The sequence below is a fragment of the Streptomyces sp. GB4-14 genome, assembly GCF_022696125.1.
GTDB lineage: Bacteria > Actinomycetota > Actinomycetes > Streptomycetales > Streptomycetaceae > Streptomyces > Streptomyces werraensis.
The window spans coordinates 4,393,546-4,420,485 of sequence record NZ_RZHO01000002.1; the positions used below are offsets into that span (position 1 = coordinate 4,393,546).

The 26,940-nt window shown below is 72.9% G+C and carries 19 protein-coding genes; 15 read left to right on the forward strand and 4 right to left on the reverse strand.

Annotated features, from left to right (window positions below; genetic code table 11):
- Window positions 1-104: 104 nt before the first annotated feature.
- From ELQ39_RS21385 to obgE, 5 genes are all read left to right on the forward strand, one after another.
- Entirely contained in the window at window positions 105-4,325 is a 4,221-nt protein-coding gene (locus ELQ39_RS21385) for an Rne/Rng family ribonuclease (protein ID WP_242593460.1), read from the forward strand.
- A gap of 81 nt (window positions 4,326-4,406) precedes the next feature.
- Window positions 4,407-5,159 (forward strand): phosphocholine cytidylyltransferase family protein, encoded by a 753-nt coding sequence (locus tag ELQ39_RS21390; protein WP_225644988.1) that lies wholly within the window; start codon window positions 4,407-4,409, stop codon window positions 5,157-5,159.
- Window positions 5,160-5,362: 203 nt separating this feature from the next.
- A complete protein-coding gene (gene rplU / locus ELQ39_RS21395; RefSeq protein ID WP_006132815.1) occupies window positions 5,363-5,683 on the forward strand; it encodes a 50S ribosomal protein L21 in 321 nt (106 codons plus the stop codon).
- Window positions 5,684-5,697: 14 nt separating this feature from the next.
- Window positions 5,698-5,952, forward strand: a complete 255-nt coding sequence (rpmA, locus tag ELQ39_RS21400; protein WP_006132816.1) for a 50S ribosomal protein L27 — start codon at window positions 5,698-5,700, stop codon at window positions 5,950-5,952.
- Window positions 5,953-6,055: 103 nt separating this feature from the next.
- A complete protein-coding gene (gene obgE / locus ELQ39_RS21405; protein ID WP_190000607.1) occupies window positions 6,056-7,501 on the forward strand; it encodes a GTPase ObgE in 1,446 nt (481 codons plus the stop codon).
- A gap of 82 nt (window positions 7,502-7,583) precedes the next feature.
- On the opposite strand, the gene ELQ39_RS21410 is transcribed toward obgE, so the two are convergent.
- Both ELQ39_RS21410 and ELQ39_RS21415 read right to left on the reverse strand, forming a co-directional pair.
- Complete coding sequence (locus ELQ39_RS21410; protein ID WP_190000606.1) at window positions 7,584-9,761, reverse strand: acyltransferase family protein; 2,178 nt, start codon at window positions 9,759-9,761, stop codon at window positions 7,584-7,586.
- Window positions 9,762-10,308: 547 nt separating this feature from the next.
- The gene (locus tag ELQ39_RS21415) at window positions 10,309-11,298 is read right to left on the reverse strand and encodes a CDP-alcohol phosphatidyltransferase family protein (protein ID WP_225629427.1); all 990 of its coding nucleotides are present in this window, start codon (window positions 11,296-11,298) and stop codon (window positions 10,309-10,311) included.
- Window positions 11,299-11,747: 449 nt separating this feature from the next.
- Between ELQ39_RS21415 and ELQ39_RS21420 the strand changes: the two genes are divergently transcribed.
- Entirely contained in the window at window positions 11,748-13,427 is a 1,680-nt protein-coding gene (locus ELQ39_RS21420; RefSeq protein ID WP_277995240.1) for a stealth family protein, read from the forward strand.
- Entirely contained in the window at window positions 13,427-15,133 is a 1,707-nt protein-coding gene (locus ELQ39_RS21425) for a stealth conserved region 3 domain-containing protein (protein WP_242593462.1), read from the forward strand. Before ELQ39_RS21420 ends, ELQ39_RS21425 begins: the two co-directional genes overlap by 1 nt.
- Before the next feature lie 87 nt (window positions 15,134-15,220).
- On the opposite strand, the gene ELQ39_RS21430 is transcribed toward ELQ39_RS21425, so the two are convergent.
- A complete protein-coding gene (locus tag ELQ39_RS21430) occupies window positions 15,221-17,320 on the reverse strand; it encodes a hypothetical protein (RefSeq protein ID WP_391664765.1) in 2,100 nt (699 codons plus the stop codon).
- A 294-nt stretch (window positions 17,321-17,614) separates the two neighbouring features.
- On the opposite strand from ELQ39_RS21430, the gene proB reads away from it, so the two are divergent.
- The 5 genes from proB (at window position 17,615) to ELQ39_RS21455 (ending at window position 22,573) form a co-directional block, all read left to right on the forward strand.
- Window positions 17,615-18,742: a glutamate 5-kinase gene (gene proB / locus ELQ39_RS21435; RefSeq protein ID WP_242593465.1), complete on the forward strand. Its 1,128-nt coding sequence runs from the start codon at window positions 17,615-17,617 to the stop codon at window positions 18,740-18,742.
- A gap of 133 nt (window positions 18,743-18,875) precedes the next feature.
- Entirely contained in the window at window positions 18,876-19,346 is a 471-nt protein-coding gene (locus ELQ39_RS21440; RefSeq protein WP_225629424.1) for a hypothetical protein, read from the forward strand.
- Window positions 19,347-19,469: 123 nt separating this feature from the next.
- Complete coding sequence (locus ELQ39_RS21445; protein ID WP_190000601.1) at window positions 19,470-20,756, forward strand: glutamate-5-semialdehyde dehydrogenase; 1,287 nt, start codon at window positions 19,470-19,472, stop codon at window positions 20,754-20,756.
- A 102-nt stretch (window positions 20,757-20,858) separates the two neighbouring features.
- Window positions 20,859-21,410: an SCO2584 family spore wall biosynthesis protein gene (locus tag ELQ39_RS21450; RefSeq protein ID WP_443334347.1), complete on the forward strand. Its 552-nt coding sequence runs from the start codon at window positions 20,859-20,861 to the stop codon at window positions 21,408-21,410.
- 86 nt (window positions 21,411-21,496) lie between these two features.
- Window positions 21,497-22,573 (forward strand): SCO2583 family membrane protein, encoded by a 1,077-nt coding sequence (locus tag ELQ39_RS21455; RefSeq protein ID WP_190000599.1) that lies wholly within the window; start codon window positions 21,497-21,499, stop codon window positions 22,571-22,573.
- A gap of 300 nt (window positions 22,574-22,873) precedes the next feature.
- Here the strand turns inward: ELQ39_RS21455 and ELQ39_RS21460 are convergent, their stop codons facing one another.
- A complete protein-coding gene (locus ELQ39_RS21460; protein ID WP_242593469.1) occupies window positions 22,874-23,983 on the reverse strand; it encodes a M48 family metallopeptidase in 1,110 nt (369 codons plus the stop codon).
- 295 nt (window positions 23,984-24,278) lie between these two features.
- On the opposite strand from ELQ39_RS21460, the gene ELQ39_RS21465 reads away from it, so the two are divergent.
- The 3 genes from ELQ39_RS21465 (at window position 24,279) to ELQ39_RS21475 (ending at window position 26,929) form a co-directional block, all read left to right on the forward strand.
- Window positions 24,279-24,443, forward strand: coding sequence for a hypothetical protein (locus ELQ39_RS21465; protein WP_167534615.1), 165 nt, complete (start codon window positions 24,279-24,281; stop codon window positions 24,441-24,443).
- A gap of 70 nt (window positions 24,444-24,513) precedes the next feature.
- Window positions 24,514-25,152, forward strand: a complete 639-nt coding sequence (gene nadD / locus ELQ39_RS21470; protein WP_019523116.1) for a nicotinate-nucleotide adenylyltransferase — start codon at window positions 24,514-24,516, stop codon at window positions 25,150-25,152.
- A 16-nt stretch (window positions 25,153-25,168) separates the two neighbouring features.
- Window positions 25,169-26,929 carry a LytR C-terminal domain-containing protein gene (locus ELQ39_RS21475; protein ID WP_242593471.1) on the forward strand — a complete coding sequence of 587 codons (1,761 nt, stop codon included), beginning with the start codon at window positions 25,169-25,171 and terminating at the stop codon, window positions 26,927-26,929.
- Window positions 26,930-26,940 lie beyond the last annotated feature (11 nt).

Here is a 26,940-nt window from a genome sequence, read left to right on the forward strand (position 1 = left end):
CCGCGCCCCGGACGGCGGCCACCGCGCATCGCGCGGGCCGCGGACGTCACCGGCATCGCCGGACCAGGCGCGGCGCCCGGGAGCCTGACGGGAGAAACGCCCGCATGCTCGAACCGACCGAGCCCACCGAGGGCTCCGAACCGAACACCCCCAGCGACACCCTGCCGCCCCGCCGGCGACGCAGGGCCGCGTCCCGCCCGGCGGGTCCGCCCGCCGCCGCCGAAGGCAGCACCGCGGAGACCGTCACGCCGGCCGTGCCTGCCGCGAAGGCGACCGCCGAACCGGCCGAGACGCCCCGGCCCGCCGAGAGCGTGACCGACACCCAGCAGGAGACCGGGGCCCCCGCGCCCCGGCGTCGCCGTGTGGTCCGCCGCGCGGCCGCCCCCGCCGGAGCACCGGCGTCCGCGGAGGCCGCCGAGACCGTCGTACCCGCCGCGCAGCCCGCGTCCGAGGCCGCCGCCCCGGCGCCCGAGCCGGCCGCCGACGCCACGGAGGACGCCGCTCCGCGCCGCACCCGGCGCCGCGCCACGCGCACCGTGACCGCCCCGGCGCCTGCCGCCGAGACCCCGGCCGCCGACGAGACCGCCGCGGCCCCCGAGACCACCGACACCCCGACCGAGCCGGCCGCCGACGCCACGCAGGACGCCGCTCCGCGCCGCACCCGGCGCCGCGCCACGCGCACCGTGACCGCCCCGGCGGCCGAGACCGCGGCCGAGACGCCCGCCGAGCCCGAGGCGGAGGAGCCCGCAGCGGAAGAGACCGCCCCGGCCGCCGCCGGGACGGCCCCCGAGCCCGCCGCCGACGTCACCGAGGACGCCGCCCCGCGCCGCACCCGCCGCCGTGCCTCTCGGCGCGCGTCCGCGCCCGCCGGTGCTCCCGCCGCCGACGCGACGGCCGAGGCCGTCGCCGCACAGGGCGACGACGGGACCGAGCAGGCCGCCCCGACCGCCGAGGAGGCCCCGGTGACGGAGAACGACAAGCAGGACGAGACCCCCGCCGAGGCGCCCGCCGCGCAGGCCCCCGCCGAGGAGAGCGGCCCGCGCCGCCGTCGGCGCGTCGTCCGCAAGGCCGCCGCCGGCTTCGCCGAGCCCGCGCGCCCCGCCCGCGGCGCCGATGCCGAGGACACGGAGGACGCCCCGCGTCGTCCCGCGCGTCCCGCCGTCGCCGTGTTCCAGCCGCCGGTGTTCACCGAGCCCCGCTTCCAGACCCCGGAGCGGGCGGCCGCCGAGGCCGCCGCCGGACTGGCCGAGGCCGCGGAGCCGGAGGAGGAGACCGAGGAGCTCCCGGAGGAGCAGCCCGCCGCCTCCCGCCGTCGCCGTCGCCGCAAGGGCGCCTCCGACGACCCCGAGGCCGCCGCCCCGGCAGCCGAGGAGACCCCCGAGGCCGAGGACACGGCCGAGCAGACCGACGACCGGACCGACGGCGCCGAGAGCGACGAGGGCGACGACACGGACGAGGGCGACGACCACGACGACCACGAGTCGTCCGGTTCGCGCCGCCGCCGTCGCCGCGGCGGCCGTCGCCGTCGCCGTGGCGAGTCCGCCGACGCCGACAGCGGCGAGCAGCAGGACGGCGACACCGAAGCCGCCGGGCGGGCCGGGACCGAGCAGTCCGAGCAGGACGCCGAGGACACCGACGGGCAGAGCGACGAGGACGCCGAGGAGCGCGAGCGCGAGGAGCGCGAGGACAACGGCGGCTCCAGCAGCAGCCGTCGCCGTCGTCGCCGCCGTCGCCGCGCCGGGGACAGCGGAGGGGAGCCCGAGCCGTCCGCCGACGACCCCGAGCGCACCGTCGTCAAGGTCCGCGAGCCCCGCCCCCTGCGGGAAAAGGGTGCCGAGCCGTCCGACGAGGTGCAGTCCATCAAGGGCTCCACCCGCCTGGAGGCCAAGAAGCAGCGCCGCCGCGAGGGCCGCGAGCAGGGCCGCCGGCGCGTGCCGATCATCACCGAGGCCGAGTTCCTGGCCCGCCGCGAAGCCGTCGAGCGCGTCATGGTGGTCCGCCAGCACGGCGACCGCACGCAGATCGGCGTGCTCGAGGACGGCGTGCTCGTCGAGCACTACGTCAACAAGGAGCAGGCCACCTCGTACGTCGGCAACGTGTACCTGGGCAAGGTGCAGAACGTGCTGCCGTCCATGGAGGCCGCCTTCATCGACATCGGCAAGGGCCGCAACGCCGTGCTCTACGCCGGCGAGGTCAACTTCGACGCGCTCGGCATGTCCGGCGGTCCGCGCCGCATCGAGTCCGCGCTGAAGTCCGGACAGCCGGTGCTGGTCCAGGTCACCAAGGACCCGATCGGCCACAAGGGCGCCCGCCTCACCAGCCAGGTCTCCCTCCCGGGCCGCTACCTCGTGTACGTGCCCGAGGGCTCGATGACCGGCATCAGCCGCAAGCTGCCCGACACCGAGCGGGCCCGGCTGAAGACCATCCTCAAGAAGATCGTCCCCGAGGACGCGGGCGTCATCGTGCGCACCGCCGCCGAGGGCGCGAGCGAGGACGAGCTGCGCCGTGACGTCGAGCGGCTCCAGGCGCAGTGGGAGGAGATCAAGAAGAAGTCCAAGAACGGCGGCACCGCTCCGACGCTGCTGTACGGCGAGCCGGACATGACCGTCCGGGTCGTCCGGGACATCTTCAACGAGGACTTCTCCAAGGTCGTCGTCAGCGGTGACGAGGCCTGGGAGACCATCCACGGCTACGTCTCCCACGTCGCGCCCGACCTGGCCGACCGCCTGCAGCGGTGGACCAGCGAGGTCGACGTCTTCGCCACGTACCGGATCGACGAGCAGCTCGCCAAGGCGCTGGACCGCAAGGTCTGGCTGCCCAGCGGCGGTTCGCTGGTGATCGACCGGACCGAGGCGATGGTCGTCATCGACGTCAACACCGGTAAGTTCACCGGCCAGGGCGGCAACCTCGAGGAGACGGTCACCAGGAACAACCTGGAGGCGGCCGAGGAGATCGTGCGCCAGCTGCGGCTGCGCGACCTCGGCGGCATCATCGTCATCGACTTCATCGACATGGTGCTGGAGTCCAACCGGGACCTGGTGCTGCGCCGTCTGCTGGAGTGCCTGGGCCGGGACCGGACCAAGCACCAGGTCGCCGAGGTGACCTCGCTGGGCCTGGTCCAGATGACCCGTAAGCGGGTCGGCCAGGGCCTGCTGGAGTCGTTCTCCGAGACCTGCGTCCACTGCAACGGCCGCGGTGTCATCGTCCACCTCGACCAGCCGTCCTCCTCCGGCGGCGGCAAGCGCCGCAAGCGGGCCCGGGCCGGCGCGGCGGACCAGCCGCACGAGCACGAGGCGGCCGTGGAGACGCCCGAGCAGGAGGCCGAGGCCGAGTCGGAGACGCCGGCCGAGGTCGCCGCCGAGGTGGCCGAGCCGGCCGCGCTGCCGGCTCCCGAGTTCACCCCGGACGAGGAGCTGTACAGCAGCGCCGCCGAGGCGGAGGCCGCCGCCTCCCGGGGCCGTACGCGCCGCCGGGCGAGCCGTCGGGCCTCCGCGCCCGCGGGCTCCCCGCAGCGTGAGACCGCCAAGGGCGGCCGCAAGCAGGCCGAGGAGCGCGCCGAGGAGGCGCCCGCCGCCGAGGAGACGCAGACCGTCCCCACGGCGCAGGACGTGACGGCCGCCGAGGAGGCGCGGCGTCCCGTGCAGCCGGAGTCGGCCGCCGAGGCGCTGGCCGAGCCGGCCGCCGCCGAGGACGCCGTGGTGCCGCCGGCCGAGGAGGCCGCTCCCCAGGGCCGTACCCGCCGCCGGGCCACCCGCAAGGTGTCCGCGCCGGCCGGTTCCCCGGCGGGTGCCGAGGCCGCGGTGGTGACCGTCGCCGAGTCCGCGAGGACGGAGGAGACGCCGAAGGCCGAGGAGACCCCGGCGGAGGCCCCGGCCCCGGAGGCCGCGCCCGAGGCGCCCGCCCCGGCCCGTCCGCGGCGTCGTGCGGTGCGCAAGCCGAGCACCGCGACCGCGTCCGAGGACACGGCCGTCGTGGTCCTGCCGTCCGCCCCGGCGGACGAGCAGAAGCCCGCCGAGGAGCCCGCCGCCGAGCCGGAGGCCGTCCGGGCCGCCGAGCCCGTCGAGGGTGCCGAGGGCGCCGAGGGCGCCGAGGAGGCCGCTCCGGCCAAGAAGGCCGCCCGCAAGACGGCCAAGAAGGCCACGGCGAAGAAGGCCGCGACGAAGAAGACGACGACGGCCAAGAAGACGGCGGCCAAGAAGACGACGACGGCGGCGAAGAAGACCACCGCCAAGAAGTCGACGGCGAAGAAGGCCACGACGAAGAAGACGGCCGCTGCCGAGCAGCAGGCGCCCTCCTCCGTCACGGCCGCGGCCGACGAGAGCTGACCAGCGTCTACGCTGTGTGGTCCTGTCCCCTGCGGGGCAGGGCCACACGCTTTTTTCCGTCCCCGAAGGAGAACGACCGCGATGATAGGCCTCGTGCTCGCGGCCGGCGCCGGCCGGCGTCTGCGTCCGTACACCGACACGCTCCCCAAGGCCCTGGTGCCGGTGGGCGCGGAGGGCGACCCGGACGCCGCGACCGTCCTGGACCTGACGCTCGGCAACTTCGCGGAGATCGGTCTGACCGAGGTCGGTGTCGTGGTCGGCTACCGCAAGGAGGCGGTGTACGAGCGGCAGGCGGCGCTGGAGGCGAAGTACGGGCTGAAGCTGACGCTCATCGACAACGACAAGGCGGAGGAGTGGAACAACGCCTACTCGCTGTGGTGCGCGCGGGACGCCCTGAAGGACGGTGTGATCCTCGCCAACGGCGACACGGTGCACCCGGTGTCGGTGGAGCGGACGCTGCTGGACGCGCGGGGTGACGGCAAGCAGATCATCCTGGCGCTGGACACGGTGAAGAAGCTCGCCGACGAGGAGATGAAGGTCGTCGTCGACCCCGGGAAGGGGGTGCGGCGGATCACGAAGCTGATGGACCCGGCCGAGGCGACCGGCGAGTACATCGGTGTGACGCTGATCGAGGGCGGGGCCGCGCAGGCGCTGGCGGACGCGCTGAAGGCGACGTTCGAGCGGGATCCGCAGCTGTACTACGAGGACGGTTACCAGGAGCTGGTGAACCGGGGCTTCCGGATCGACGTGGCGCCGATCGGCGACGTCCGGTGGGTCGAGATCGACAACCACGACGACCTCGCCCGCGGACGGGAGATCGTCGCCGGTCACTGAGCGGCACAGGCGCAGAGGGGTCCGGTTTGACCCCCGTGGCTCCGGCCCCGTAACCTTGACCGTCGGCGTGTCCATCGGGACCGCCACATCCCCGTAAACCTCTTCCTCCCGGACGCGGGCCGCGACCGGGAGAGGTCGTCCGCGTATGTGCGTGGGCGACTGGCCTGCGGGGGTGCCGTTCTTCGAGTGAGAGTGAGATCCGCGTGTACGCCATCGTGCGCAGCGGTGGTCGCCAGCACAAGGTTGCTGTCGGCGACATCGTCGAGGTTGACAAGATTTCCACCGCCAAGGTCGGCGACACGGTCGAGCTCTCGACCCTGCTCGTCGTCGACGGCGACTCCGTGACCAGCGACCCGTGGGTGCTGGCCGGGATCAAGGTCCAGGCCGAGGTCGTGGACCACCACAAGGGCCAGAAGATCGACATTCTGCGCTACAAGAACAAGACCGGCTACCGCCGTCGTCAGGGCCACCGCCAGCAGTACACGGCGATCAAGGTCACTGAGATCCCCGCGGCTGCGAAGTAAGGGACTGAGGAGAGATGGCACACAAGAAGGGCGCATCGTCCACCCGCAACGGTCGTGACTCCAACGCTCAGCGCCTCGGCGTGAAGCGCTTCGGCGGTCAGGTCGTGAACGCGGGCGAGATCCTGGTCCGCCAGCGCGGCACCCACTTCCACCCGGGCGCCGGCGTCGGCCGTGGCGGCGACGACACGCTGTTCGCGCTGCAGGCCGGTTCGGTGCAGTTCGGCACCAGCCGTGGCCGCAAGGTCGTGAACATCGTCCCGGTCGCCTGATCGGACACTTTCGCGAGGCGGACCTCACTTCCCCGACGGGAAGCGGGTCCGCCTTTCGCGTGTTACCCAAGAGACAACCCCGTAGTAACTGGAGGCACATTCCATGACCACCTTCGTGGACCGCGTCGAGCTGCATGTCGCCGCGGGTAACGGAGGTCACGGCTGTGCCTCCGTCCATCGCGAGAAGTTCAAGCCGCTCGGCGGCCCCGACGGGGGCAACGGCGGACGCGGCGGCGATGTCATCCTGACCGTCGACCAGTCCGTGACCACCCTGCTCGACTACCACCACTCGCCGCACCGCAAGGCCACCAACGGCAAGCCCGGCGAGGGCGGCAACCGCTCCGGCAAGGACGGCCAGGACCTGGTCCTGCCCGTGCCGGACGGCACCGTGGTGCTCGACAAGGCGGGCAACGTGCTCGCCGACCTCGTCGGCCACGGCACCTCCTACGTCGCCGCCCAGGGCGGCCGCGGCGGGCTCGGCAACGCCGCCCTCGCCTCGGCGCGCCGCAAGGCCCCCGGGTTCGCGCTGCTCGGCGAGCCGGGCGACCTGCGTGACGTCGTGCTGGAGCTCAAGACCGTCGCCGACGTGGCCCTCGTGGGCTACCCCAGCGCCGGCAAGTCGTCGCTGATCTCCGTGCTCAGCGCCGCCAAGCCGAAGATCGCCGACTACCCCTTCACCACGCTGGTGCCGAACCTCGGCGTGGTCACCGCCGGTTCGACCGTCTACACCATCGCCGACGTCCCCGGCCTGATCCCCGGCGCCAGCCAGGGCAAGGGCCTCGGCCTGGAGTTCCTGCGCCACGTCGAGCGGTGCAGCGTCCTGGTGCACGTGCTGGACACCGCCACCCTGGAGTCCGACCGCGACCCCGTCTCCGACCTCGACGTCATCGAGGAGGAGCTGCGCCAGTACGGCGGCCTGGACAACCGGCCGCGGCTCGTCGTCCTCAACAAGATCGACGTGCCCGACGGCAAGGACCTCGCCGACATGGTCCGCCCGGACCTGGAGGAGCGCGGCTACCGCGTCTTCGAGGTGTCCGCCGTGGCCCACACCGGTCTGCGCGAGCTGTCCTTCGCGCTCGCCGACCTGGTGGCCAAGGCGCGCGCGGCCCGGCCGAAGGAGGAGGCGACCCGCATCGTCATCCGTCCCAAGGCGGTCGACGACACCGGGTTCACCGTCACCCGCGAGGAGGCCGGCGGCGAGCTGGTGTTCCGGGTGCGCGGCGAGAAGCCCGAACGCTGGGTGCGGCAGACCGACTTCAACAACGACGAGGCCGTCGGCTACCTCGCCGACCGGCTCAACCGCCTCGGCGTCGAGGAGCAGCTGATGAAGGCGGGCGCCCGCGGCGGCGACGCCGTCGCCATCGGCCCCGAGGACAATGCCGTGGTCTTCGACTGGGAGCCGTCCGTCAGCGCCGGTGCGGAGATGCTCGGCCGCCGCGGTGAGGACCACCGCTTCGAGGCGCCCCGTCCGGCCGCCCAGCGCCGCCGTGACCGCGACGCCCAGCGCGACGAGGCGGAGCGGGAGTTCGACGGCTTCGAGCCGTTCTAGTCCGCACGGCGCACCGCGCGCACCGCACGTACGAGGAGGGCCCGTTCCGAACGGAACGGGCCCTCCTCGTACGTGCGGTGGCTCAGTTGCCGGGCGTCCGGCTCAGGTCCGCCCCGAAGAGCTTCAGCAGCCGCTCCTCCACCACCGGGGTCAGGGCCTCGACGTAGGCGTCCGCCAGGTGGCCGTAGTCCCGGTACACCAGCGTGTTGCCCACCACGACCGGGCAGTTGCCGGAGGGGGCGCAGACCCAGGGGGACGGGTCGATGACCGCCACGTCCTCGGCGGCCGCCGCCTCGCGGATCGCCTTGGTCACCGAGGGCTGCTTGTCGGACTCGGACAGCTTGTTGGCGCACTCGGACAGGTCGTCCGGGTTGGCCACCGCGCAGTCCACCGCGTTGTTCTTCGGCCAGGGGTTGTCCAGCAGCGTGAGCACGCGGGTGCGGCCCTGCTGGAGGATCCGGTACGTCTCGGCCTGGCCCTTGCCCCACTCGGTGGCGGTGTCACCCTCACCCCACAGCTTCGCGGAGTTGGAGCTGGAGGTGACGACCAGTTCGGGCTCCATCGCGCGGATCTTGTCGATGGTCACCTCACGCCAGTCGTCGCAGGACGAGTAGGGACCGTTGTTGTAGGCGATGGTGATCTGGGAGACCTTGCAGGCGTTCTTGGTGAACGAGTACAGCTTCCAGCCGTGCTCGCGGGCGATCGCGTCGAACGCCGGGAACCACTGCGCGACGTGCGAGTCGCCGAACAGCACCACGCTGCGGTCGCCGTTCTTGTCGCCGTACAGACACGGCTGCGTCTGCTTCTCCTCCGACATGGTCAGCGCGCAGTCGTCGTTGTAGACCGCCGTCCGCTTGTACGCCACGTCGTGCACGTTCGGCGAGAGGTTGGACGGCATCTTGTCCGCCGGGTTCTGCAGCAGCCGGGTCAGCGCCGCCTGCGGGTCGGGCGCCTGGGCGATCGCCTGCTTGGTGTTCTGCTGGGCGCCGCCCGAGGACAGGCTCGGCGGGAACTGCGCGGCGACCAGCGCGGCCACCGCAGCGACCGCCGACAGACCGAGGCCCAGCGACAGACCACGGGCCGCGTGCGCCTTGAACGCCCGGTGGAACCGCATCGGGTCCTCGACCAGCTTCAGCGTCAGCCAGGCCAGCACCAGACCGCCCAGGGCGGCGATCAGCCGCAGCGGGCCCTCGTTCTCGCCGAAGCCCAGGGCCGCGGGCACGATGACGATGAGCGGCCAGTGCCACAGGTACCAGGCGTAGGAGACGCCGCCGACCCACACGGCGGGACGCAGCGACAGCACCAGGCCCGCGCCGTACCGGCCGCCCGCCGCACCGCCGGCCAGCACGGCGGCCGCGCCGAGCACGGGGACCACGGCGTTGTGGCCGGGGAAGACGGTGTGGTCGTCGAAGGCCACCGCCGCGTAGGCGATGGCGGCCAGGCCGGCCCAGCTGAGGACCGCGGCGACGGCACGCGGGATGTCGTTCAGCCGGTGCGCCACCAGCGCCAGCAGGGCGCCCACCGCCAGCTCCCAGATGCGGCCCTGCGAGCCGAAGTAGGCCCAGGACGGGGACGTCTCGGTGAGGTGCAGGTTCACGGCGAACGACGCGGCGGCGAGGGCCAGCAGCGGGATCGCCAGCAGGGCGCGGCGGCGGAAGATCTTCAGCGCGACGATCAGCAGGACGGGCCAGATCAGGTAGAACTGCTCCTCCACCGCCAGCGACCAGAAGTGCTGGAACGGCGACGGCGGCACGTCCGTGTTGAAGTAGTCGGTGCCCGTCTCGGCCAGACGGAAGTTGACGACGTACCAGGCGGAGGCGATGGCGTCCTTGGCGTAGTCCGCGAACCGCAGCGGGCCCAGGAACAGCCATGACCCGGCCAGCGTCGCCATGACGACCAGCGTGGAGGCGGGCAGCAGGCGCATGGCCCGGCGGGCGTAGAAGCGGCCCAGCGAGATCCTGCCCTCGCGCTTCCACTCGCGCAGCATCAGCGAGGTGATGAGGAAGCCGGAGATGACGAAGAAGACGTCCACCCCGACGAAGCCGCCGGCCAGCGACGACACACCCGCGTGGGCGACCACCACGAGCGTGACCGCGACGGCGCGCAGTCCCTGGATGTCCAGCCTCAGTCCGGCGCCGCCCGCCGCCTGGGCGGGCCTACCGCCGGACGGCGGTGCGGGGGAGCCGCCCCGCGTGGGGGGGACGGACGGGGCACCATCTGCTGACGGCCGCGGTGGGGACGCGAGATCGCGGGCGGACAATTCGGGGGTTCTCCTTGTTCGGGGAGCGTCTGCGAGACATGAGAAGTCTGCGACACGGTCCGGGGCCGGGCGCTGCCGGGACCTGCCGGCTCCGGTGCTCGACGCGGAGTCGGACGCTCGAGCGTATCTCCGCCCGGGTGGCGAACCGTCGCATCTTCTGTCGCATTGTCGTAACAAGTAACTCGGAACCGCCCGCAGGCGGTTCGCGGAGCAGCCGCGTCTGCCCCGGACATCCGGCTCCTGCCGCGCCGCTCCAAGGAGATCACGTGGATGTTCCGGACGAATTCCGTGTCCTTGTCGAGGAGGTCCCCCGTCACGGAATCCACGATCACCACATTCTCGGCCGGCCCGGCAGGGTCACCCCGTCCCGGGACACGCCCAGCCGCTCCGTGAACTCCTGACGAGCGACCGGACGGCCTCCGGCACCGAACGGCACCGAGAAGTCCGTGTCCCGGACAGCGCCGGGAGGGTCCCGTTCGCCGGGGTCCACGCGCTCTCTGCCGGGAACGTCTGTGCTGGTCCTGTCCGCCGGGAGGGCTTCCCCCTCTCAGACCAGCGTGGCCTGCTCCGACGGGCTGGACGTCTCGGACCTCATCTCGGCCTCCAGACGGTCGTACCGGGCCATCGTGCGCTCGAAGGCGCGGGTGGCCAGGAGGAGGCGGTAGACGACGAGCACCTCGAAGGCGAGGAGCAGGGCTCCCGCGACGACCGTCGGCCAGAGGATCGAGTTGAGCAGCGGTGCGACGATGAAGATCGTCATCTGGAACTCGATGCCGCTGAACAGATGGATGCGGATCCGGTGGCTGACGAGGAAATCGCGCAGGGGCACGTACCCGGGCAGGCGCGTGATGAACGTCTTGGCCGGGGGCACGACGTGCGCGGGAGCGGCCGGCGCCGTGGAGGCGGCCGCGGAGGCGTCGCCGGCCGTCGGCTGGGCGGGGACCCTGGCGGTGCCCTTCACCGGGGTGTCGTCGGCCTCGTCGTCCGAGCCGTTGTCCTGGGTGGTGTCGATCAGGCCCAGTTCCTCGGCGCGCTCACGCTGGCGCCGCCGCATGTTGAGGCGGACCTTCCATATCTCCAGCGCGTCCATGTAGCGGAGCATGTCGAGGAACACCACGGCCACGGCGAGCCATATGTAGGTGACGTCCTCCGTCCGCTGGTACTGCCCGCCCATCAGGGCGATGGCGCACACCAGCACGCGGACGCGGTCGAAGATGTAGTCCAGCCAGGCGCCGAACGCCGAGCCCTTCCCCGTCAGACGGGCGAGCTTCCCGTCCATGCAGTCCAGGATGAAGCTGACGTGATAGACGACGGCTCCGGCCACGAGCCACTGCCAGTCACCCTGCGCGAAGCAGGCCGCGGCCCCGATTCCGAGCACCAGGGCGGCCCAGGTGATCTGGTTCGGGGTCACCCGTGTCCACATGGCGGTCCAGCGGACAAGAGGGGTGGCGACGGGATCGACCAGGAGAACGGTCCACCAGGCGTCTCGCTCTTTCTCCGTGAGGCGGCGGACTTCGGGGAGTGAAGGTACACGCATGACCGTAAGTCTGCATGCTCGCCCGAACACTCTGCGCTCAAACGCGAGTGTGTGCTACGTCACGAAAATGATCGCCGGGTGACCGGGAACGGTCGGAATCTCAAGAGGGGCGGATAAGTCCGAAGAATACCCTTACGGGAGATGTAAGTGCCGGAATTGACGGTCGCAAACACAAGCAACGAAGGTGTGAACTCCGCCCGTCGTGGCGGCGCATGTCATCGAACAGGAATGTGACACCGTTGCTGTAAACTTCCCCCCTGCGGCTTGACCCTGGAGGAGCCTCGCGTGCTCCGCGTGTGGCGCCGTATGGGGGTACAGCGCTCGTTGCCGCTGGTCGTCTTGACACCTCCATCATGTAGGCCACGTCGGGACTCGCCGAAAGGTTTGGGATTGAAGTGAGTGTGCGTACCCGCATCGGAAGCAGTCTGAAGTCGCGCACCAAGAGCGCGATGCAGGCGCAGAAGCGCCGGGCGTGGTTGTTGCGGGTCACGCGGCAGCGGCAGGGCCTGCTGCGCTCCGACGCGGGTGTGCGCCAGGTCTCGTTCGACGGCGAGCCGCTGTGGGGGCGGGTGGTCGACGGGTTCACGGCGGCCGGCGCCGCCGCGGACAACCTGGCACTCGTCGCCGACGCGCTGGAGCGCGCGGAGATCTCCTACTTCGTGGTGCCGGGTGTGTCCCGGACCGCGTGGGCCCTGGGCGTCCGCGAGGCCGACCGTGAGGCGTTCCTGCGGTCGATGCGCGAGCTGTACGCGGGCACGGTCGTGTTCGCGGCGCGTCCCCGTCCCGGCGGTGTGTCGGACTTCTCGCTCTTCGCGGACGAGGTCTGGCCGAAGTCGCTGTCCTCGGCCCCGGTGATCCGCTTCGGCGTGGTGCGTCTGGGCCCCGCCGGCCAGGTCCTGGGCGGCCCGCTGCTCGGCTGCGACGTGGAGTTCTGGCAGGACGGCGCCGAGGTGCTGGCGGGTCCGCAGGCGGAGGCGGAGCTGGCGCGCGTGTCGCCGCAGGCCTCCGCCGACGTGCTGGCCGACTCCCTGGTCGCCCCCCGGCGCAACCGGATATCGGACGTCATGCCGACCAGCGAGCAGAAGTCCGCGAAGATCTCGGTGCAGGGCCGCGACTACCCGACGTTCGCGCCGTTCACCGTGACCACGGTGGAGGACGTGACGTTCCCCATCGACGTCGTCTACACCTGGGTCGACGGCGAGGACCCCGAGCTGCGCGCCAAGCGGCAGAAGTACAAGAGCGAGGGCGTCCCGGCGATCCTCGACAAGGAGACCAACGAGTCCCGGTACACCAGCCACGACGAGCTGAAGTACTCGCTGCGCTCGCTGGAGATGTACGCCGGCTTCGTGCGGCACATCTACATCGTCACCGACGGCCAGACGCCGGAGTGGCTGGACGCCGACGCGCCCGGCATCACGGTCGTGGACCACAAGGACATCTTCCCCGAGGGCGTCCTGCCGGTCTTCAACTCGCACGCCATCGAGACTCGGCTGCACCACATCCCGGGGCTGTCGGACCACTACCTGTACTTCAACGACGACGTGTTCGTCGGCCGCAGCGTCACCCCGCAGCACTTCTTCTACGCGAACGGCATCGCCCGCATCCCGTTCTCGCCGCTCAAGGTGGGCGTCGGCCAGCCGCACGGCGGCGAGACCGCGACCAACTCGGCCGGCAAGAACGTGCGCCAGCTGCTGATGAAGGCCCACGACCGCTTCATCACGCACAACTTCATGCACACCCCGCTGCCGCAGGTGCGGTCGGTGCTGCAGGAGCTCGAGGAGATGTTCCCCGAGGAGGTCGGCCAGACCATGCGCTCGCGCTTCCGGTCGCCCGACGACATCGCGATGACCGCGTCGATGCACTACAACCACGCGTACATCACCGGCAAGGGCGTCCCCGGCAAGTTCCGCTTCCGGTACGTCAACATCAGCCGCGAGGACGCGGACCGCCGTCTCGAGGGCATCCGGGCCAAGCGCAACTACGACTTCTTCTGCCTCAACGACGTCGACGTGCCGCCGGAGCAGCGCGAAGAGGTCACCGCCCGCATGTTCTCCTTCCTGGAGGAGTACTTCCCCTTCCCGAGCTCCTTCGAGAAGGCACCTGAAAGCACCTCCTCCGGGAAGCGTTGATGGCACCGGCCTCGCGGCGGATCCGCCGGCTGGCGCGCCGGGGACTCGGCGTCGGCCGCAAGGTGCGCGACCGGGCCTCGGCGGCACGGCTCGCCCGGCAGCGGCAGGGTCTGCTGGGGTCCGACGCGGGTGTGCGCCAGGTCTCGTTCGACGGTCAGCCGCTGTGGGGGCGGGTGGTCGACGGGTTCACGGCGGCCGGCGCCGCGGCGGACAACCTGGCACTGGTCGCGGACGCGCTGGAGCGCGCCGGCATCTCGTACTTCGTGGTGCCGGGTGTGTCCCGGACCGCGTGGGCCCTGGGCGTCCGCGAGGCCGACCGCGAGGCGTTCCTGCGGTCGATGCGCGAGCTGTACGCGGGCACGGTCGTGTTCGCGGCGCGTCCCCGCTCCGGGGGTGTGTCGGACTTCTCGCTCTTCGCGGACGAGGTCTGGCCGAAGTCGCTGTCCTCGGCCCCGGTGATCCGCTTCGGCGTGGTGCGTCTGGGCCCCGCCGGCCAGGTCCTGGGCGGTCCGCTGCTCGGCTGCGACGTGGAGTTCTGGCAGGACGGCGCCGAGGTGCTGGCGGGTCCGCAGGCGGAGGCGGAGCTGGCACGGGTGTCGCCGCAGGCCTCCGCCGACGTCCTGGCCGACTCCCTCGTGGCGCCGCGCCGCAACCGCATCGCCGACGTGGTGCCGACCGCGGAGCAGACGCCCGCGAAGGTCACGGTCGCCGGTCGCGACCACCCCACCTTCGCGCCGTTCACCGTGACCACGGTGGAGGACGTGACGTTCCCCATCGACGTCGTCTACACCTGGGTCGACGGCCAGGACCCCGAACTGCGGGCCAAACGCCAGAAGTACCGCGGCGACGGAGACGCCGGCATCGCGGCCCGCGAGGTAGGCGAGTCCCGCTACACCAGCCACGACGAGCTGAAGTACTCGCTGCGGTCGCTCCAGATGTACGCCGGCTTCGTGCGGCACGTGTACATCGTCACCGACGGCCAGACTCCCCAGTGGCTCGACCCGGAGGCGCCGGGCGTGACCGTGGTCGACCACAAGGACATCTTCCCCGAGGGCGTCCTGCCGGTCTTCAACTCGCACGCCATCGAGACACGGCTGCACCACATCCCGGGCCTGTCGGACCACTACCTGTACTTCAACGACGACGTGTTCGTCGGCCGCAGCGTCACCCCCCAGCACTTCTTCCACGCCAGCGGTGTCGCCCGGCTGCCCTTCTCCACGTACCAGATCGGCGTCGGCGCCCCGCACCCGCAGGCCTCCGCCCCCAACTCCGCCGGGCGGAACGTGCGCCGGCTGCTGGAGGAGACCTACGGGGTGTCCATCACCCACAAGTTCCTGCACACCCCGCACCCCCAGCGCCGGGACGTGCTGGCCGACCTGGAGCGGGACTACCCGGAGGCGATCGAGCGGACCATGCGCTCCCGGTTCCGGTCGATCGAGGACGTGTCGCCGGCCACCTCCTTCCACCACCACCTGGCGCTGCTCACCGGCCGCGCCGTCCCGGCGAAGTTCAAGTACCGCTACGTCGACGTCGGCAAGCCCCACCTGGAGGAGCGCGTCGAGTCCCTCAAGGCGCGCCGCGGCTACGACTTCTTCTGCCTCAACGACGTGGACACGGCCCCCGAGCGCCGCGACTACGTGCGCTCCTACGTCCACGACTTCCTGGAGTGGTACTTCCCGTACCCGAGCTCCTTCGAGCGCGCCTGACGGCACCGCCCGGACCCCCGGCGGGTCGCCGCGCATCCACGCGCGGCGACCCGCCGTCCTGCTCCGTGAGCGCCCTTCCGCGCGTCGTCAGGCGAGCTGCTCCGGCCGTTCCCGCGCGGGCAGAGTGATCCGGGCGGGCGTCGGCCGGACCTGGCGGGGGGCCGGGACTCCCGCCGTCGCCCTGCCGGTCATCCGGGCCCTGTGCGTCGCGGCCGCCGCGCTCAGGGCGCGTACCGCCTCGGCGAAGCGTTCCTGGGACGAGGGCTCGGACGGGCCCAGCAGGCGCAGGCGCAGCTCCGCGCGCGCTTCGGCCAGACCGTCCTTCTCCGGGTGCCGGACCGTCTCCAGCAGGGCCGGCACCCCCGTCGCGTCCGGGGTGAGGACGGTCGCCGCCGCCACCGTCGGGAACCGGGCGCGGAACGTCTCCTCGGTGAGGCCGCCGGTGTTCGTCACCGCGTACGGCTTGCCGCTCGCCAGGAAGTCGCTGATCACGCTCGACACGTCGCTGATCAGCAGGTCGGCCACGTCGAAGCAGGAGTACAGCGAGGGACGGGAGTCCACCACGACCTGGTGCTCCCACTCCGGCAGCGACGCCCAGTAGGCCGCCTCCCATGCCTCGGTCGCCCGCGCCACCGCCTTCGCGCGGCCCGCCGGGGGAGCGGACTGGACGAGCATCCGCTCCGCCTGGTCGGCGCCCTCCCTGAACTCCGCGGCGGTCAGCCGGTCCAGCTCGGCCGTGCGGGCGGCCAGCTCCTCCGACGGGGCGGGGCGCGGACCGGAGCGGGCCCGGCCGGCCGCCCGGATCAGCTCCCGGATGCGGCGGTCGGCGGCGCCCGCGCGCGGATCCACCGAGCCGGTCAGCGGGTGCGGCTTGTACAGCAGCCGCACGCCCGGGTCCGCGAGCAGCGCCCGCACCAGGTTCTCGCCGGCCGCGATCACCGAGGTGTTGCCCGGATTGCCGTCCCAGCCCTCCCAGGTCGGCGCGTACAGCACGGTGACGTACGCGCCCGCCGGGGGCCCCGCGTACGGCCGGACCGCGTCGAGCTGCGGGCGGCCGATCTCCACCACGTCCTTGTCCTCGACCCCGACCTCGGCCAGCGCGTACCGCTCGCGCGCGGCCGGACCCGCGACCCACACCTCGTCGTACGCCTTCGCGTACGGGTTGCAGGACGACAGCTTGTCGCTCTCCCCGTGGTTGACGAAGGCGTGCTTGATCGTGGGGATGCGCAGCACCTGCGAGGTCTTGCCGGAGTTGGAGGGGTGGATGAGCACCTGGAGCGTGGAGTGCTCCAGCCGCATCAGCGTCGGCACCTTCGGCAGGCACACGATCGGGATGTCGGTCGCCGGGATCCGCGACACCATGTGCCGCTCGCGCAGCACGATCAGCGGCCGGCCGTCCAGCCGGGCCAGCGGCTCCAGCCACATCCCCGCCTGGTAGACGGAGGACGGCCCGCCGGAGAAGTACAGCCCCACGGTGGGCCGGTACTCGGCCAGCCAGGCGTCGAACCAGGCGAGCACCTCCTGCTCGCCGGCCGGGCGCCTCCCGGGCAGCAGCCGCAGCGACAGCGCGGCCAGACCGCCCAGCGCGAGCGCCAGCGACACCGCGATCCCGGCCGCCGCGCACCGCGCGTCGTCCGTCACCGCCGTCGCCGTCAGCCCGGCCGTCGCGGGCAGCCCGAACAACGGCAGCCGGTGCCCTGGGCGGCGCAGCAGCGCGGGCGGGGCGGGGGACAGACGCAGCGCGGAGGCGTCGACGTTGCGGGTCACCACCGGCAGCGTGCGGGTGCGGCGCACCAGCACGGACACCGCCTGGATCGCGCAGTGCAGGGCGTAGCACAGCAGCAGACCGGCGAGCAGCGGCGCGTACTGCGTCTCGCGGTGCTGCTCGCCGAGCCGCAGCAGGCCCACCACCAGCAGCAGGTCGCGCAGCACATGGCGGACGGTGATGTCCGCGTGCGCCTTGGCGAACAGCGCGGGCACCCCACGCTGCCAGCGGTACAGCACGCCCTCGACGGCCAGCGAGAGGGCGGTGGCGGCCAGCAGCAGCGGCACGTGCGGGGCCAGCGCCGCCACGGCCTGCACCCCGTAGGCGCCGGCCAGGACGGACGCCGTGAGGAGCGTGGCGAGCGCGGGGCGGCCGGGCGCGCGGAGCAGCGGAAGGCGGGGCCGGCGGATACCCGCCCTCAACCGCCGACGGGACGTGGGTAGGGGCACTGCGGTCACTCCAGGGTCGTGAGGGACGTGCGCTGGGGTTAACGGCCGTCGGCCGGAAGACGACACGCGCGTGTAGCGCCGCCGCAGGCCAGGTGCCGTCGCACAGGTGTCCACGCCCCGGGTCGCACGGACGGAGTACGGCGTCCCGAGGGCCCGCGGGCCGTGTCCGGCGTGGTGTCCGGAGGCTGGACCGCCGAGCGTCCTTCGTCGCGCTTCGCGTAGATTGCCTGCCGGGCGGAACGATCGACGTGAGGGAGCGACGGCAAGGTGGCAGGGGCACGGCAGACCGTGGGCGAGGCGCGCAGGATCGTCGTCAAGGTCGGCTCCTCGTCGCTGACCACCGCCGCGGGCGGACTGGACGCCGATCGCGTGGACGCGCTCGTGGACGTCCTGGCCAAGACCAGGAGCGGCAGGGAGCGAGAGGTCGTCCTCGTCTCCTCCGGCGCCATCGCCGCCGGTCTCGCCCCGCTGGGACTGCGCCGCCGCCCCCGCGACCTGGCCCGCCAGCAGGCCGCCGCCAGCGTCGGCCAGGGCCTGCTCGTCGCCCGCTACACCGCCTCCTTCGCCCGCTACGGCATCCGCGTCGGCCAGGTGCTGCTGACCAGCGACGACATGAGCCGCCGCGCCCACCACCGCAACGCCTCCCGCACCCTGGACAAGCTGCTCGCGATGGGCGCCCTCCCGGTCGTCAACGAGAACGACACGGTCGCCACGGACGAGATCCGCTTCGGCGACAACGACCGTCTCGCCGCCCTCGTCGCCCACCTGGTCCGCGCCGACCTGCTGGTGCTGCTGTCCGACGTGGACGGCGTCTACGACGGCGACCCGTCCCGCCCCGGCACCTCACGGATAGCCGAGGTCAGGGGCCCCGAGGACCTCGCCCACGTGGAGATCGGCAGCGCCGGCAGGGCGGGCGTCGGCACCGGCGGCATGGTCACCAAGGTCGAGGCCGCCCGGATCGCCGCCGCCGCGGGCATCCAGGTGGTGCTGACCAGCGCGGTCCACGCGGCCGAGGCGCTCGCCGGCGGCGACACCGGCACCTACTTCCACCCCACCGGACGCCGCTCCGCCGACCGGCTGCTGTGGCTCCAGCACGCCTCCACCCCGCAGGGCTCGCTCACCCTGGACGACGGCGCGGTGCGCGCGGTCGTGGAGGGCCGCAAGTCGCTGCTCCCGGCCGGCATCGCCGGCGTCGAGGGCGACTTCGGCGCGGGCGACCCGGTGGAGCTGCGGGACCGGGAGGGCCGCGCGGTGGCCCGCGGGCTCGTCAACTTCGACGCCAAGGAGATCCCCCTCCTGGTGGGCCGCTCCACCCGCGAACTCGCGCGGGAGCTCGGCCCCGGGTACGAACGCGAGGTCGTACACAGGGACGATCTCGTGATCCTGCATCCGTAATGCCCCAAAACGTCGGCCCTCGGTGGTGGACGTTCCGCGAAACCGCCCCACGATCCGCGGCGGCCTGCTCCACTTTGTCGCAGGGACACATTCCGCCCGGCGTGCGGGCGGTCCGCGTGTGAAGGAGGCCGTCGTGAGACGAGTGCGCCCTGGGACGACGGTGTCTCACGGTGGCCGCGGCTCCCGCGCGGCGGGCGAGGAGCGCGCCCTGACCAGCGTCGCGGCCGGGGACCGGTACCGGGGCGGCGAGGCGCGCGACCTGCCCCGCCTGTGGCACGTCACCCTCAGCGTCTCCGGCGAGCCCGCGCCGGTCGCGGAGGTCCGGCGGGCGCTGGAACAGCTCGCGCACGACCATCCGTTCCTGCTCACCAGCCGCTACGCCGACGACCACGCGGAGATCCGCTACTGGGAGGAGGCCCGCGACCTGCACGACGCGGCCGCGGTGGCGCTGCGCCTGTGGGGCGAGCACCGGAGGACCGCGGGGCTGCCGCCGTGGGAGATCGTGGGCCTGGAGGTCATCGACCGGGCCACCTACCGCAGCCGCGTCGCCGCCGGGCACGGGCCGGTGCCGGCCACCCCGGTCGGGGTGCACCCCTTCCCGTAGTGCCGCGTCCTTCCCGTGGCGTGCGCGTCCCACCCGTCACACCCGTTTTGACCGTGAATATCCCTGTCTCGGGGTGTGGGACGAACGCCTCCGCCGCACCGCCCGCGCACTACGCTTCCCTCCATGACCACGCTCTCGCCGTTCGACTCGATGTCCCCGGTCAGCCAGGCCGCCTACCGCGCCAAGGGCGCCGCCGCCACCCTCGCGCCGCTGCCGCGCGCCGCCAAGGACGACGCGCTGCTCGCCATCGCGGACGCGCTGGAGGTCCGCACGAGCGAGATCGTCGAGGCCAACGCCCAGGACGTGGCGAAGGCGCGCGAGGCCGGCATCAGCGAGGGCATGATCGACCGGCTCACGCTCACCCCGGAGCGGGTCCGCGCCATCGCCGCCGACGTGCGCGACGTGGCCGCGCTGCCCGACCCGGTCGGCGAGGTCGTCCGCGGCTCGACCCTGCCCAACGGCATCGACCTGCGCCAGGTCCGGGTGCCGCTCGGCGTCGTCGGGATCATCTACGAGGGCCGGCCCAACGTGACGGTCGACGCCGCCGCCCTCTGCCTGAAGTCGGGCAACGCGGTCCTGCTGCGCGGCTCCTCCTCCGCCTACCGCTCCAACACCGCGCTGGTGCGGGTGCTGCGCGACGCCGTGCACGGCGCGGGCCTGCCCGCCGACGCCGTCCAGATGGTGCCCGGGGAGAGCCGGGACAGCGTGCGGGAGCTGATGCGCGCCCGCGGCCTGGTCGACGTGCTGATCCCGCGCGGCGGCGCCTCACTGATCAACACGGTCGTGCAGGAGTCCACCGTCCCCGTCATCGAGACGGGCACCGGCAACTGCCATGTCTACGTCGACGCCCATGCCGACCTCGACATGGCCGTCGACATCCTGGTCAACAGCAAGGCGCAACGCGTCGGCGTGTGCAACGCCGCCGAGACGCTGCTGGTGCACCAGGACATCGCCGCCGAGTTCCTGCCACGCGCGCTGGACGCCCTCGCCGACGCCGGGGTCACCGTGCACGCCGACGAGCGGGTGATGGCGTACGCCAAGGACTCCCGGGCCACCGTCGTGGAGGCCACCACGGAGGACTGGGAGACCGAGTACCTGTCCTACGACATCGCCGCCGCCGTGGTCGACTCCCTGGACCGGGCGGTCGAGCACATCCGGCTGTGGACCTCCGGCCACACCGAGGCCATCGTCACCAGCTCGCAGCAGGCCGCCCGCCGGTTCACCCAGCTGGTGGACTCCACCACGGTCGCGGTGAACGCCTCCACCCGGTTCACCGACGGCGGCCAGTTCGGCTTCGGCGCGGAGATCGGCATCTCCACACAGAAGCTGCACGCCCGCGGTCCCATGGGCCTGCCCGAGCTGACCAGCACGAAGTACATCGTCACCGGCGACGGCCACACCCGGCGCTGAGCGGCGCGCCCCGCGGAGGCGGCTCGACGGGGCGGTGTCCGGTGGGCGGACGGATTTCCGTACCGTCTGCCCAAATTGACCCCCCAGGTCTACTCTGGACGAGTGCCGGAGGACGTGGGGGGCACGCCGTTCCCTGACGGCTGGAAGCCCGACGACGACCACGACCGCGGGGTGTCGGACGAAGAGTTCGCCTCCGTGGTCTTCGACGAGGCCTTCGTACAGGCGGCCGCGGTGCACGAGCCGACCGCCGTCGAGCGCCTCCTGGCCGCCGCGCAGGCCAGAGCCGAGGCCTCCGAGGCCGAGGCCCACCGCGCCCGCTCCCGGCGGCACCACGACGGCTACGGCGGCTACCGCGCAGGGGGCCACGACCCCGACGACGAGGACGCCGACGACCTGGAGGCCGGGTACGGCTCCCCCTACGGCAGACAGGTGCGCTGGCACCGGCCGGTCGCCTGGATGCTCGCCCTGGTGATGGGCATCGGCATGGTCGCGCTCGCCTTCTCGGCGGTCTACCGGGGTGGGTCCGCGCAGCGCCAGGAGCCCGCCCCGCCGCCCGCCACCACCGGCGTCGGCCCAGACGCCGGAGCCGCGCCCTCCGCGTCGGCCGACCACTCCCGGCCGACCGTCCCCGTGATCCCCACCGGCGGGCCGTGACCCCTTCTCCGCCTTGGTGAGAACCTGTCAGAAGTTGGGTCCCCGGCGGGCGTTTACCGGCACCCCGCCGGACCTACCCTGAAGGTATGGGAGAGCCTTCGGACCCGCCCGAGGGGACGCCCGAGGGAGCCCCCCGAGGCGGCGACGACGAGTACCGGTCCGTCGTCTTCGACGAGACCTTCGTGCGCGCTGCCCGGCTCCAGGAGTTCTCCGCGCAGGAGCGCATCACCGATCACACGCCCGCCGTGCGCCGGCTCCCGCCGGCCCGCCGCAGCGGCCTCTCCCGGCAGGCCCTCGTCCTGGTCCTGCTGATCGCCGTGGCCTTCGGCACCGCCGTCTACATGGGCGTACGCCACCCCTACCGCACCCCCGCCGCCGAGCGGCCCGCGGAGCCCTTACGGATGACCGTGGTGCCCCTCGCCCCTGAGGGCGCCGTGCCCGGAGCCCGCGACGTCGACCAGCTGTACGCGCACAGCCCCGCCGCGCACTTCCGCGCCGGCGCCGAGGGCGTCCCCCTCCCGCCGACCCGGCGCACCGCGAACTTCTCCGGCGACCAGGTGGTGTCCGCCCTGCTCACCGCCAGGGACTACGTCGTACGGTCCGCCCTGGACCCGGCCGTGGTGACCGGCCGCGAGACCCACGCCGTGCGGGTGCTGCTCGACTCCGGCCAGCAGGAGCAGTTCGACGAGAGCATCGACCGGCCCGCCGCCGACGGACGGCACGCGGTCACCGGATGGTTCGTCCGCTTCGACCCCACCCGCGTGCGGCTGGCCGACCCGCACATCCGGGTACGCGGCACCCTCCAGGCCTCCGAGGCCGACTCCGGGACCCTGGAGGTCACCACCGACCACACCGTCGTCTACGCGCTCCGCCCGGCCGGCGCGGGCCGGGACACGGAGGCGTCGCTGTTCACGGTCCGCCGCGAGCTGCGGTTCCGCTTCGACCGCGAGGACCTGCGGCTGCACCAGGCGGAGCTGGTCGTCTCCCACGTCCAGGCGGGCCCCCAGTCCTGCGCCCTGGACCCGGCCCCGCGCCTGCACCCCCTGCTCGCCGGCCAGCGCGCCCCGCACACGGCCCCACCGGGCACCAACCCCTACGCCCCCGACAGCACCGCCCCGGCCCTCTGCGGCACCCTGGCGGACGCGGCCCAGCCCCGGCTGTGAGCAGCCCGTTGACGCGCCCGGCGCCCGCATGACAGGCGCCCGCACACGGATCGCGCACGGGCTGTGAGCGGCGGTGCGCGGCCGGACGCCGCCGCGCCCGCCGGACGGCGCGGCGGCCGGGCGTGACGGCCCGCCGATCGTCGGCAGCGCGCGGTGCGTCAGGCGCTCGGCGCGCCCGCCCGGCCGCCGTGCACGCGGCGCGCACCAGCCGCCGGGCGGGAGCGGGCAGACCCGGGCGCGCCCCGAGGGCCGCGCCCCAGGCGCACAGGCAGGCCGCCCGGCCTGTCCCGCGTCACCCGCTCAGGCCTGGTCGCGCGGCGGGTTCCCGTCGGCGTCGTCGGCGGGGTCCGGGCGCGAGGGGCCCGGCTTGGATCCCGTGAAGCCGCCGAAGCCGCGGCGGACCCGGTCGCCCAGGTCGCCCGCCCCGCCCGCGATGTCGCTGACCAGCTTCATCAGCGGGTCCTTGGAGGTCCGCACCTCCTCGGCGTAGGCGCCGGCCGACTCCCGCCAGGAGTCCCGTACCGACGCGCCCTTGTCGTCCTCGCGGCGCGGGTAGTGGCCGTCCATGATCCGCTGGTGGTCACGGGAGGCCGCCCACTTCTTCAGCTCGGCCGCCCGCACCGTGGTGAACGGGTGCGAACGCGGCAGCACGTTGAGGATCTTCAGCACGGAATCGCGCAGGTCCCCGCCCGACTCGTACTCCTCGGCCTGCTCCAGGAACGCGTCCACGTTCATCTCGTGCAGATGGTTGCCGCCCGCGATCTTCATCAGGCCGCGCATCGACGCCTGGACGTCCTGCCCCACCAGCAGCCCCGCGCGGTCCGCTGACAGCTCCGACTTGCGGAACCACTCCCGCAGCGCGGTCACGATCGCCATGATCGCCACGTTGCCCAGCGGGATCCAGGCGACCCGGACCGCCAGCGAGGTCAGGAACAGCAGGACCGTCCGGTACACCGAGTGGCCGGACAGCGCGTGCCCGACCTCGTGCCCGACGACCGCCCGCATCTCCTCCTCGTCGAGCAGCTCCACCAGACCCGTGGTCACCACGATGATCGGCTCGTCGAGACCGATGCACATCGCGTTGGGGACCGGGTCCTGGTTGACGTACATCGGCGGGACCTTCTCCAGGTCCAGGATGTAGCAGGCGTCCCGCAGCATGTCGTTGAGGTGCGCGAACTGCCGGTCCGAGACCCGCACCGAGTCGGACAGGAACAGCAGCCGCAGACTCCGCTCGGGCAGCAGCCCGCTCAGCGCCTTGAAGACCGTGTCGAACCCGCTCAGCTTCCGCAGCGCCACCAGCGCGGACCGGTCGGCGGGGTGTTCGTACGCACGCGAGGAGATCCCGGGGAAACGCCTGCGCTGCCTGCCGGGCACCCTCTCGTGCCCGTTGTGCTGGTGGCCGTCGGACATGTATCCCCCATGTGCGTCTGATGGACCTGCGCGGTCGCCGGTGCGGCCCCCGCTCCCCCCGCGGCGACCCAGCCTAGGCGGGATTCCCGTGCGCGGGCAGTGGGGACGGCCGCTCCGTGCGGCCCCACCGGAAGGACGACCGGGCACCGGGCAACGGTTGCCTCCCCGCGCCGGGACGGCACCGAAGCGACGCCGCACGCCCGCAACGGCGGAGTCGGCGTGATCGCCGGAAAGCCGCCCGCATACGATGAGCGCACGTCTTTATCCCGCCCACACGCGATAGGTCCTGCCGAAGATGAGCTTCCCCAGCACCGCTGCCCAGATGGTCACCCTCGCCGCCGAGGGCGGAGAGCACGGCGGCAACCACGAGAGCCTCAGCCCCTACCTCACCGGCGGCGGCGCCCTGTTCGCGCTGCTGCTCCTGCTGTGGATCACCACCCGCTTCAACCGCGACCGCTGAGCCGCCGGGAGCCCGCCCCGAGGGCACTGGCGCACGGGGCCCCCAGACCGGGCCGGTAGGGTCTGCACGCATGGGAGAGCAGGACATGCCTACCGGCCCCGGCACCGGCCCCGTCGCGCGGGGCAAGCGCCGTCTGGGCGTCATGGGCGGCACTTTCGACCCGATCCACCACGGGCACCTGGTGGCGGCCAGCGAGGTGGCCGCGCAGTTCCACCTCGACGAGGTGGTCTTCGTCCCCACCGGCCAGCCGTGGCAGAAGAGCCACCGCGCGGTCTCGCCCGCCGAGGACCGCTACCTGATGACGGTCATCGCCACCGCCGAGAACCCCCAGTTCTCGGTCAGCCGCATCGACATCGACCGCGGCGGACCCACCTACACCGTGGACACCCTGCGCGACCTCGACGCGCTCAACCCGGACACGGACCTGTTCTTCATCACCGGCGCCGATGCCCTCGCCCAGATCCTGACCTGGCGCGACAGCGAGGAACTGTTCTCCCTGGCACACTTCATCGGCGTGACCCGGCCCGGCCACCATCTGACCGACGCCGGCCTGCCCGAGGGCGGAGTCTCGCTCGTGGAGGTCCCGGCCCTCGCCATCTCCTCCACGGACTGCCGTGCGAGAGTCGCCAAGGGAGACCCCGTCTGGTACCTGGTGCCGGACGGTGTCGTGCGCTACATCGCCAAGCGCCAGCTGTATCGCGGCGAGTGAGCCGAGAGGGGCACCGGTGAACGACGGATACGACGCGGGGTACGGGGACGGGGGCCCGTACGAGCTCGTCGGCTACGACGAGTACGGCCGGCCGGTCTACCGGCAGGCCGACGGCCGGCGGACACAGCAGCAGTACGACCCCTACGGGCAGCAGGGCGGGCAGACCCAGCAGGGCCACCAGGGTCAGCAGGGCTACGACTACGACCCGTACGCGACCGGCGGGCAGCAGCAGCCCGGGTACGACCCGTACGGGAACGGCGGCGGCTACGGCTACGACCCGTACGCCACGGGCGGCCACCAGCAGCCCGCCTACGACCCGTACGGGCAGGGCGGCGCGCAGGGCGCGCACCCCGACGGCACCGGACAGCAGCCCCGGACGACCGAGCAGACCGCGTACATACCGGAGCAGCCCGGCCACGCCCCCGAGCGCACCGCGCACGTCCCGCAGCAGGCCCGCCCGGCCGACGACGGGAGGGACGACGGCGCCGGCTCCGCCCCCGAGTACCGCACCGAGCAGTTCGCCTTCGTCGAGGAGCCCGACGACGACTCCGAGGACGTCATCGACTGGCTCAAGTTCACCGAGAACCGCACCGAGCGCCGCGAGGAGGCCCGCCGCCGCGCCCGCAGCCGGATCATCGCCCTGACCGTGGTGTTCGCGTTGGTCGTCGCCGGCGGCGTCGGCTACCTCTGGTACGCCGGGAAGCTGCCCGGACTCTCCGCCTCCGACAAGGGCACCGGCACCACCACCGCCGCGGGCGCGCAGAAGCGGGACGTCCTCGTCGTCCATCTGCACGACACCGAGAACGGCGGCACCTCCACCGCGCTGCTCGTCGACAACGCCACCACCAAGCAGGGCACCACCGTGCTGCTGCCCAACTCCCTCGCCCTGACCGCCGAGGACGGCACCACCACCACACTCGCCAAGTCCGTCGAGGACGACGGCTCCGAGGGCACCAGGACCGCCCTCGACACCGTCCTCGGCACCGACATCGAGGGCACCTGGCGGCTGGACACGCCCTTCCTGCTCACGCTCGTCGACCTGGTCGGCAACATCGAGGTCGACACCGACACCGACGTGCCCGACCCGGACGCCAAGAAGAAGGGCGAGGCGCCGCTGGTCAGGAAGGGCGAGGGCCAGACCCTCAGCGGCAAGATGGCCGTCGCCTACGCCACCCACCGAGGCCCCGGCGAGACCCAGGACGCCCAGCTGGAACGCTTCGGGCAGGTGCTGCACGGGGTGCTGCGCAAGATGACCTCCGACCCCGACGCCGCCACGACCACCGTCCAGACCCTCGGCCAGATCATCGAGCCGCCGCTCACCGACGCCGACCTCGGCACCTTCCTCGCCGGACTCTCCGACCGGGCCAAGGGCGGCGACCACCGCACCGCGCTGCTGCCCGTCGAGGAGGACGGCACGCTCACCGACGAGGCGAGCGACAGCGTCGTCAAGGACATCCTCGGCGGCACCGCCAAGAGCCCCGACCGGGACGCCGCCGTCACCGTCTCCGTGCGCAACGCCACCGGCGACAAGGACAACACCGAGAAGGCCCGCGTGGTGCTGCTCAACGGCGGCTTCACCTTCCTGGAGGGCGGCACCGCCGGCTCCGCCGAGTCCGCCTCCGAGGTCGTCTACGCCGACCCCGCGGAGAAGGAGAACGCCGCCGAGGTCGCCAAGACCCTGGGGCTGCCCGCCGACGCCGTCACCAAGGGCAAGATCTCCGGCAACGCGCGCGTGGCGGTCGTCCTCGGCCAGGACTACGACCCCGGCTCGGAGTGAGAAGCGGCGAC

Coding starts and splice junctions, on each gene's coding strand:
- ELQ39_RS21465 (WP_167534615.1), top strand. CDS start 24,279: ATGAGCTTCCCCAGCACCGCTGCCCAGATGGTCACCCTCGCCGCCGAG.
- ELQ39_RS21455 (WP_190000599.1), top strand. CDS start 21,497: ATGGGAGAGCCTTCGGACCCGCCCGAGGGGACGCCCGAGGGAGCCCCC.
- ELQ39_RS21425 (WP_242593462.1), top strand. CDS start 13,427: ATGGCACCGGCCTCGCGGCGGATCCGCCGGCTGGCGCGCCGGGGACTC.
- ELQ39_RS21445 (WP_190000601.1), top strand. CDS start 19,470: ATGACCACGCTCTCGCCGTTCGACTCGATGTCCCCGGTCAGCCAGGCC.
- ELQ39_RS21390 (WP_225644988.1), top strand. CDS start 4,407: ATGATAGGCCTCGTGCTCGCGGCCGGCGCCGGCCGGCGTCTGCGTCCG.
- obgE (WP_190000607.1), top strand. CDS start 6,056: ATGACCACCTTCGTGGACCGCGTCGAGCTGCATGTCGCCGCGGGTAAC.
- rpmA (WP_006132816.1), top strand. CDS start 5,698: ATGGCACACAAGAAGGGCGCATCGTCCACCCGCAACGGTCGTGACTCC.
- ELQ39_RS21460 (WP_242593469.1), bottom strand. CDS start 23,983: ATGTCCGACGGCCACCAGCACAACGGGCACGAGAGGGTGCCCGGCAGG.
- ELQ39_RS21420 (WP_277995240.1), top strand. CDS start 11,748: ATGCAGGCGCAGAAGCGCCGGGCGTGGTTGTTGCGGGTCACGCGGCAG.
- ELQ39_RS21385 (WP_242593460.1), top strand. CDS start 105: ATGCTCGAACCGACCGAGCCCACCGAGGGCTCCGAACCGAACACCCCC.
- nadD (WP_019523116.1), top strand. CDS start 24,514: ATGGGAGAGCAGGACATGCCTACCGGCCCCGGCACCGGCCCCGTCGCG.
- ELQ39_RS21415 (WP_225629427.1), bottom strand. CDS start 11,298: ATGCGTGTACCTTCACTCCCCGAAGTCCGCCGCCTCACGGAGAAAGAG.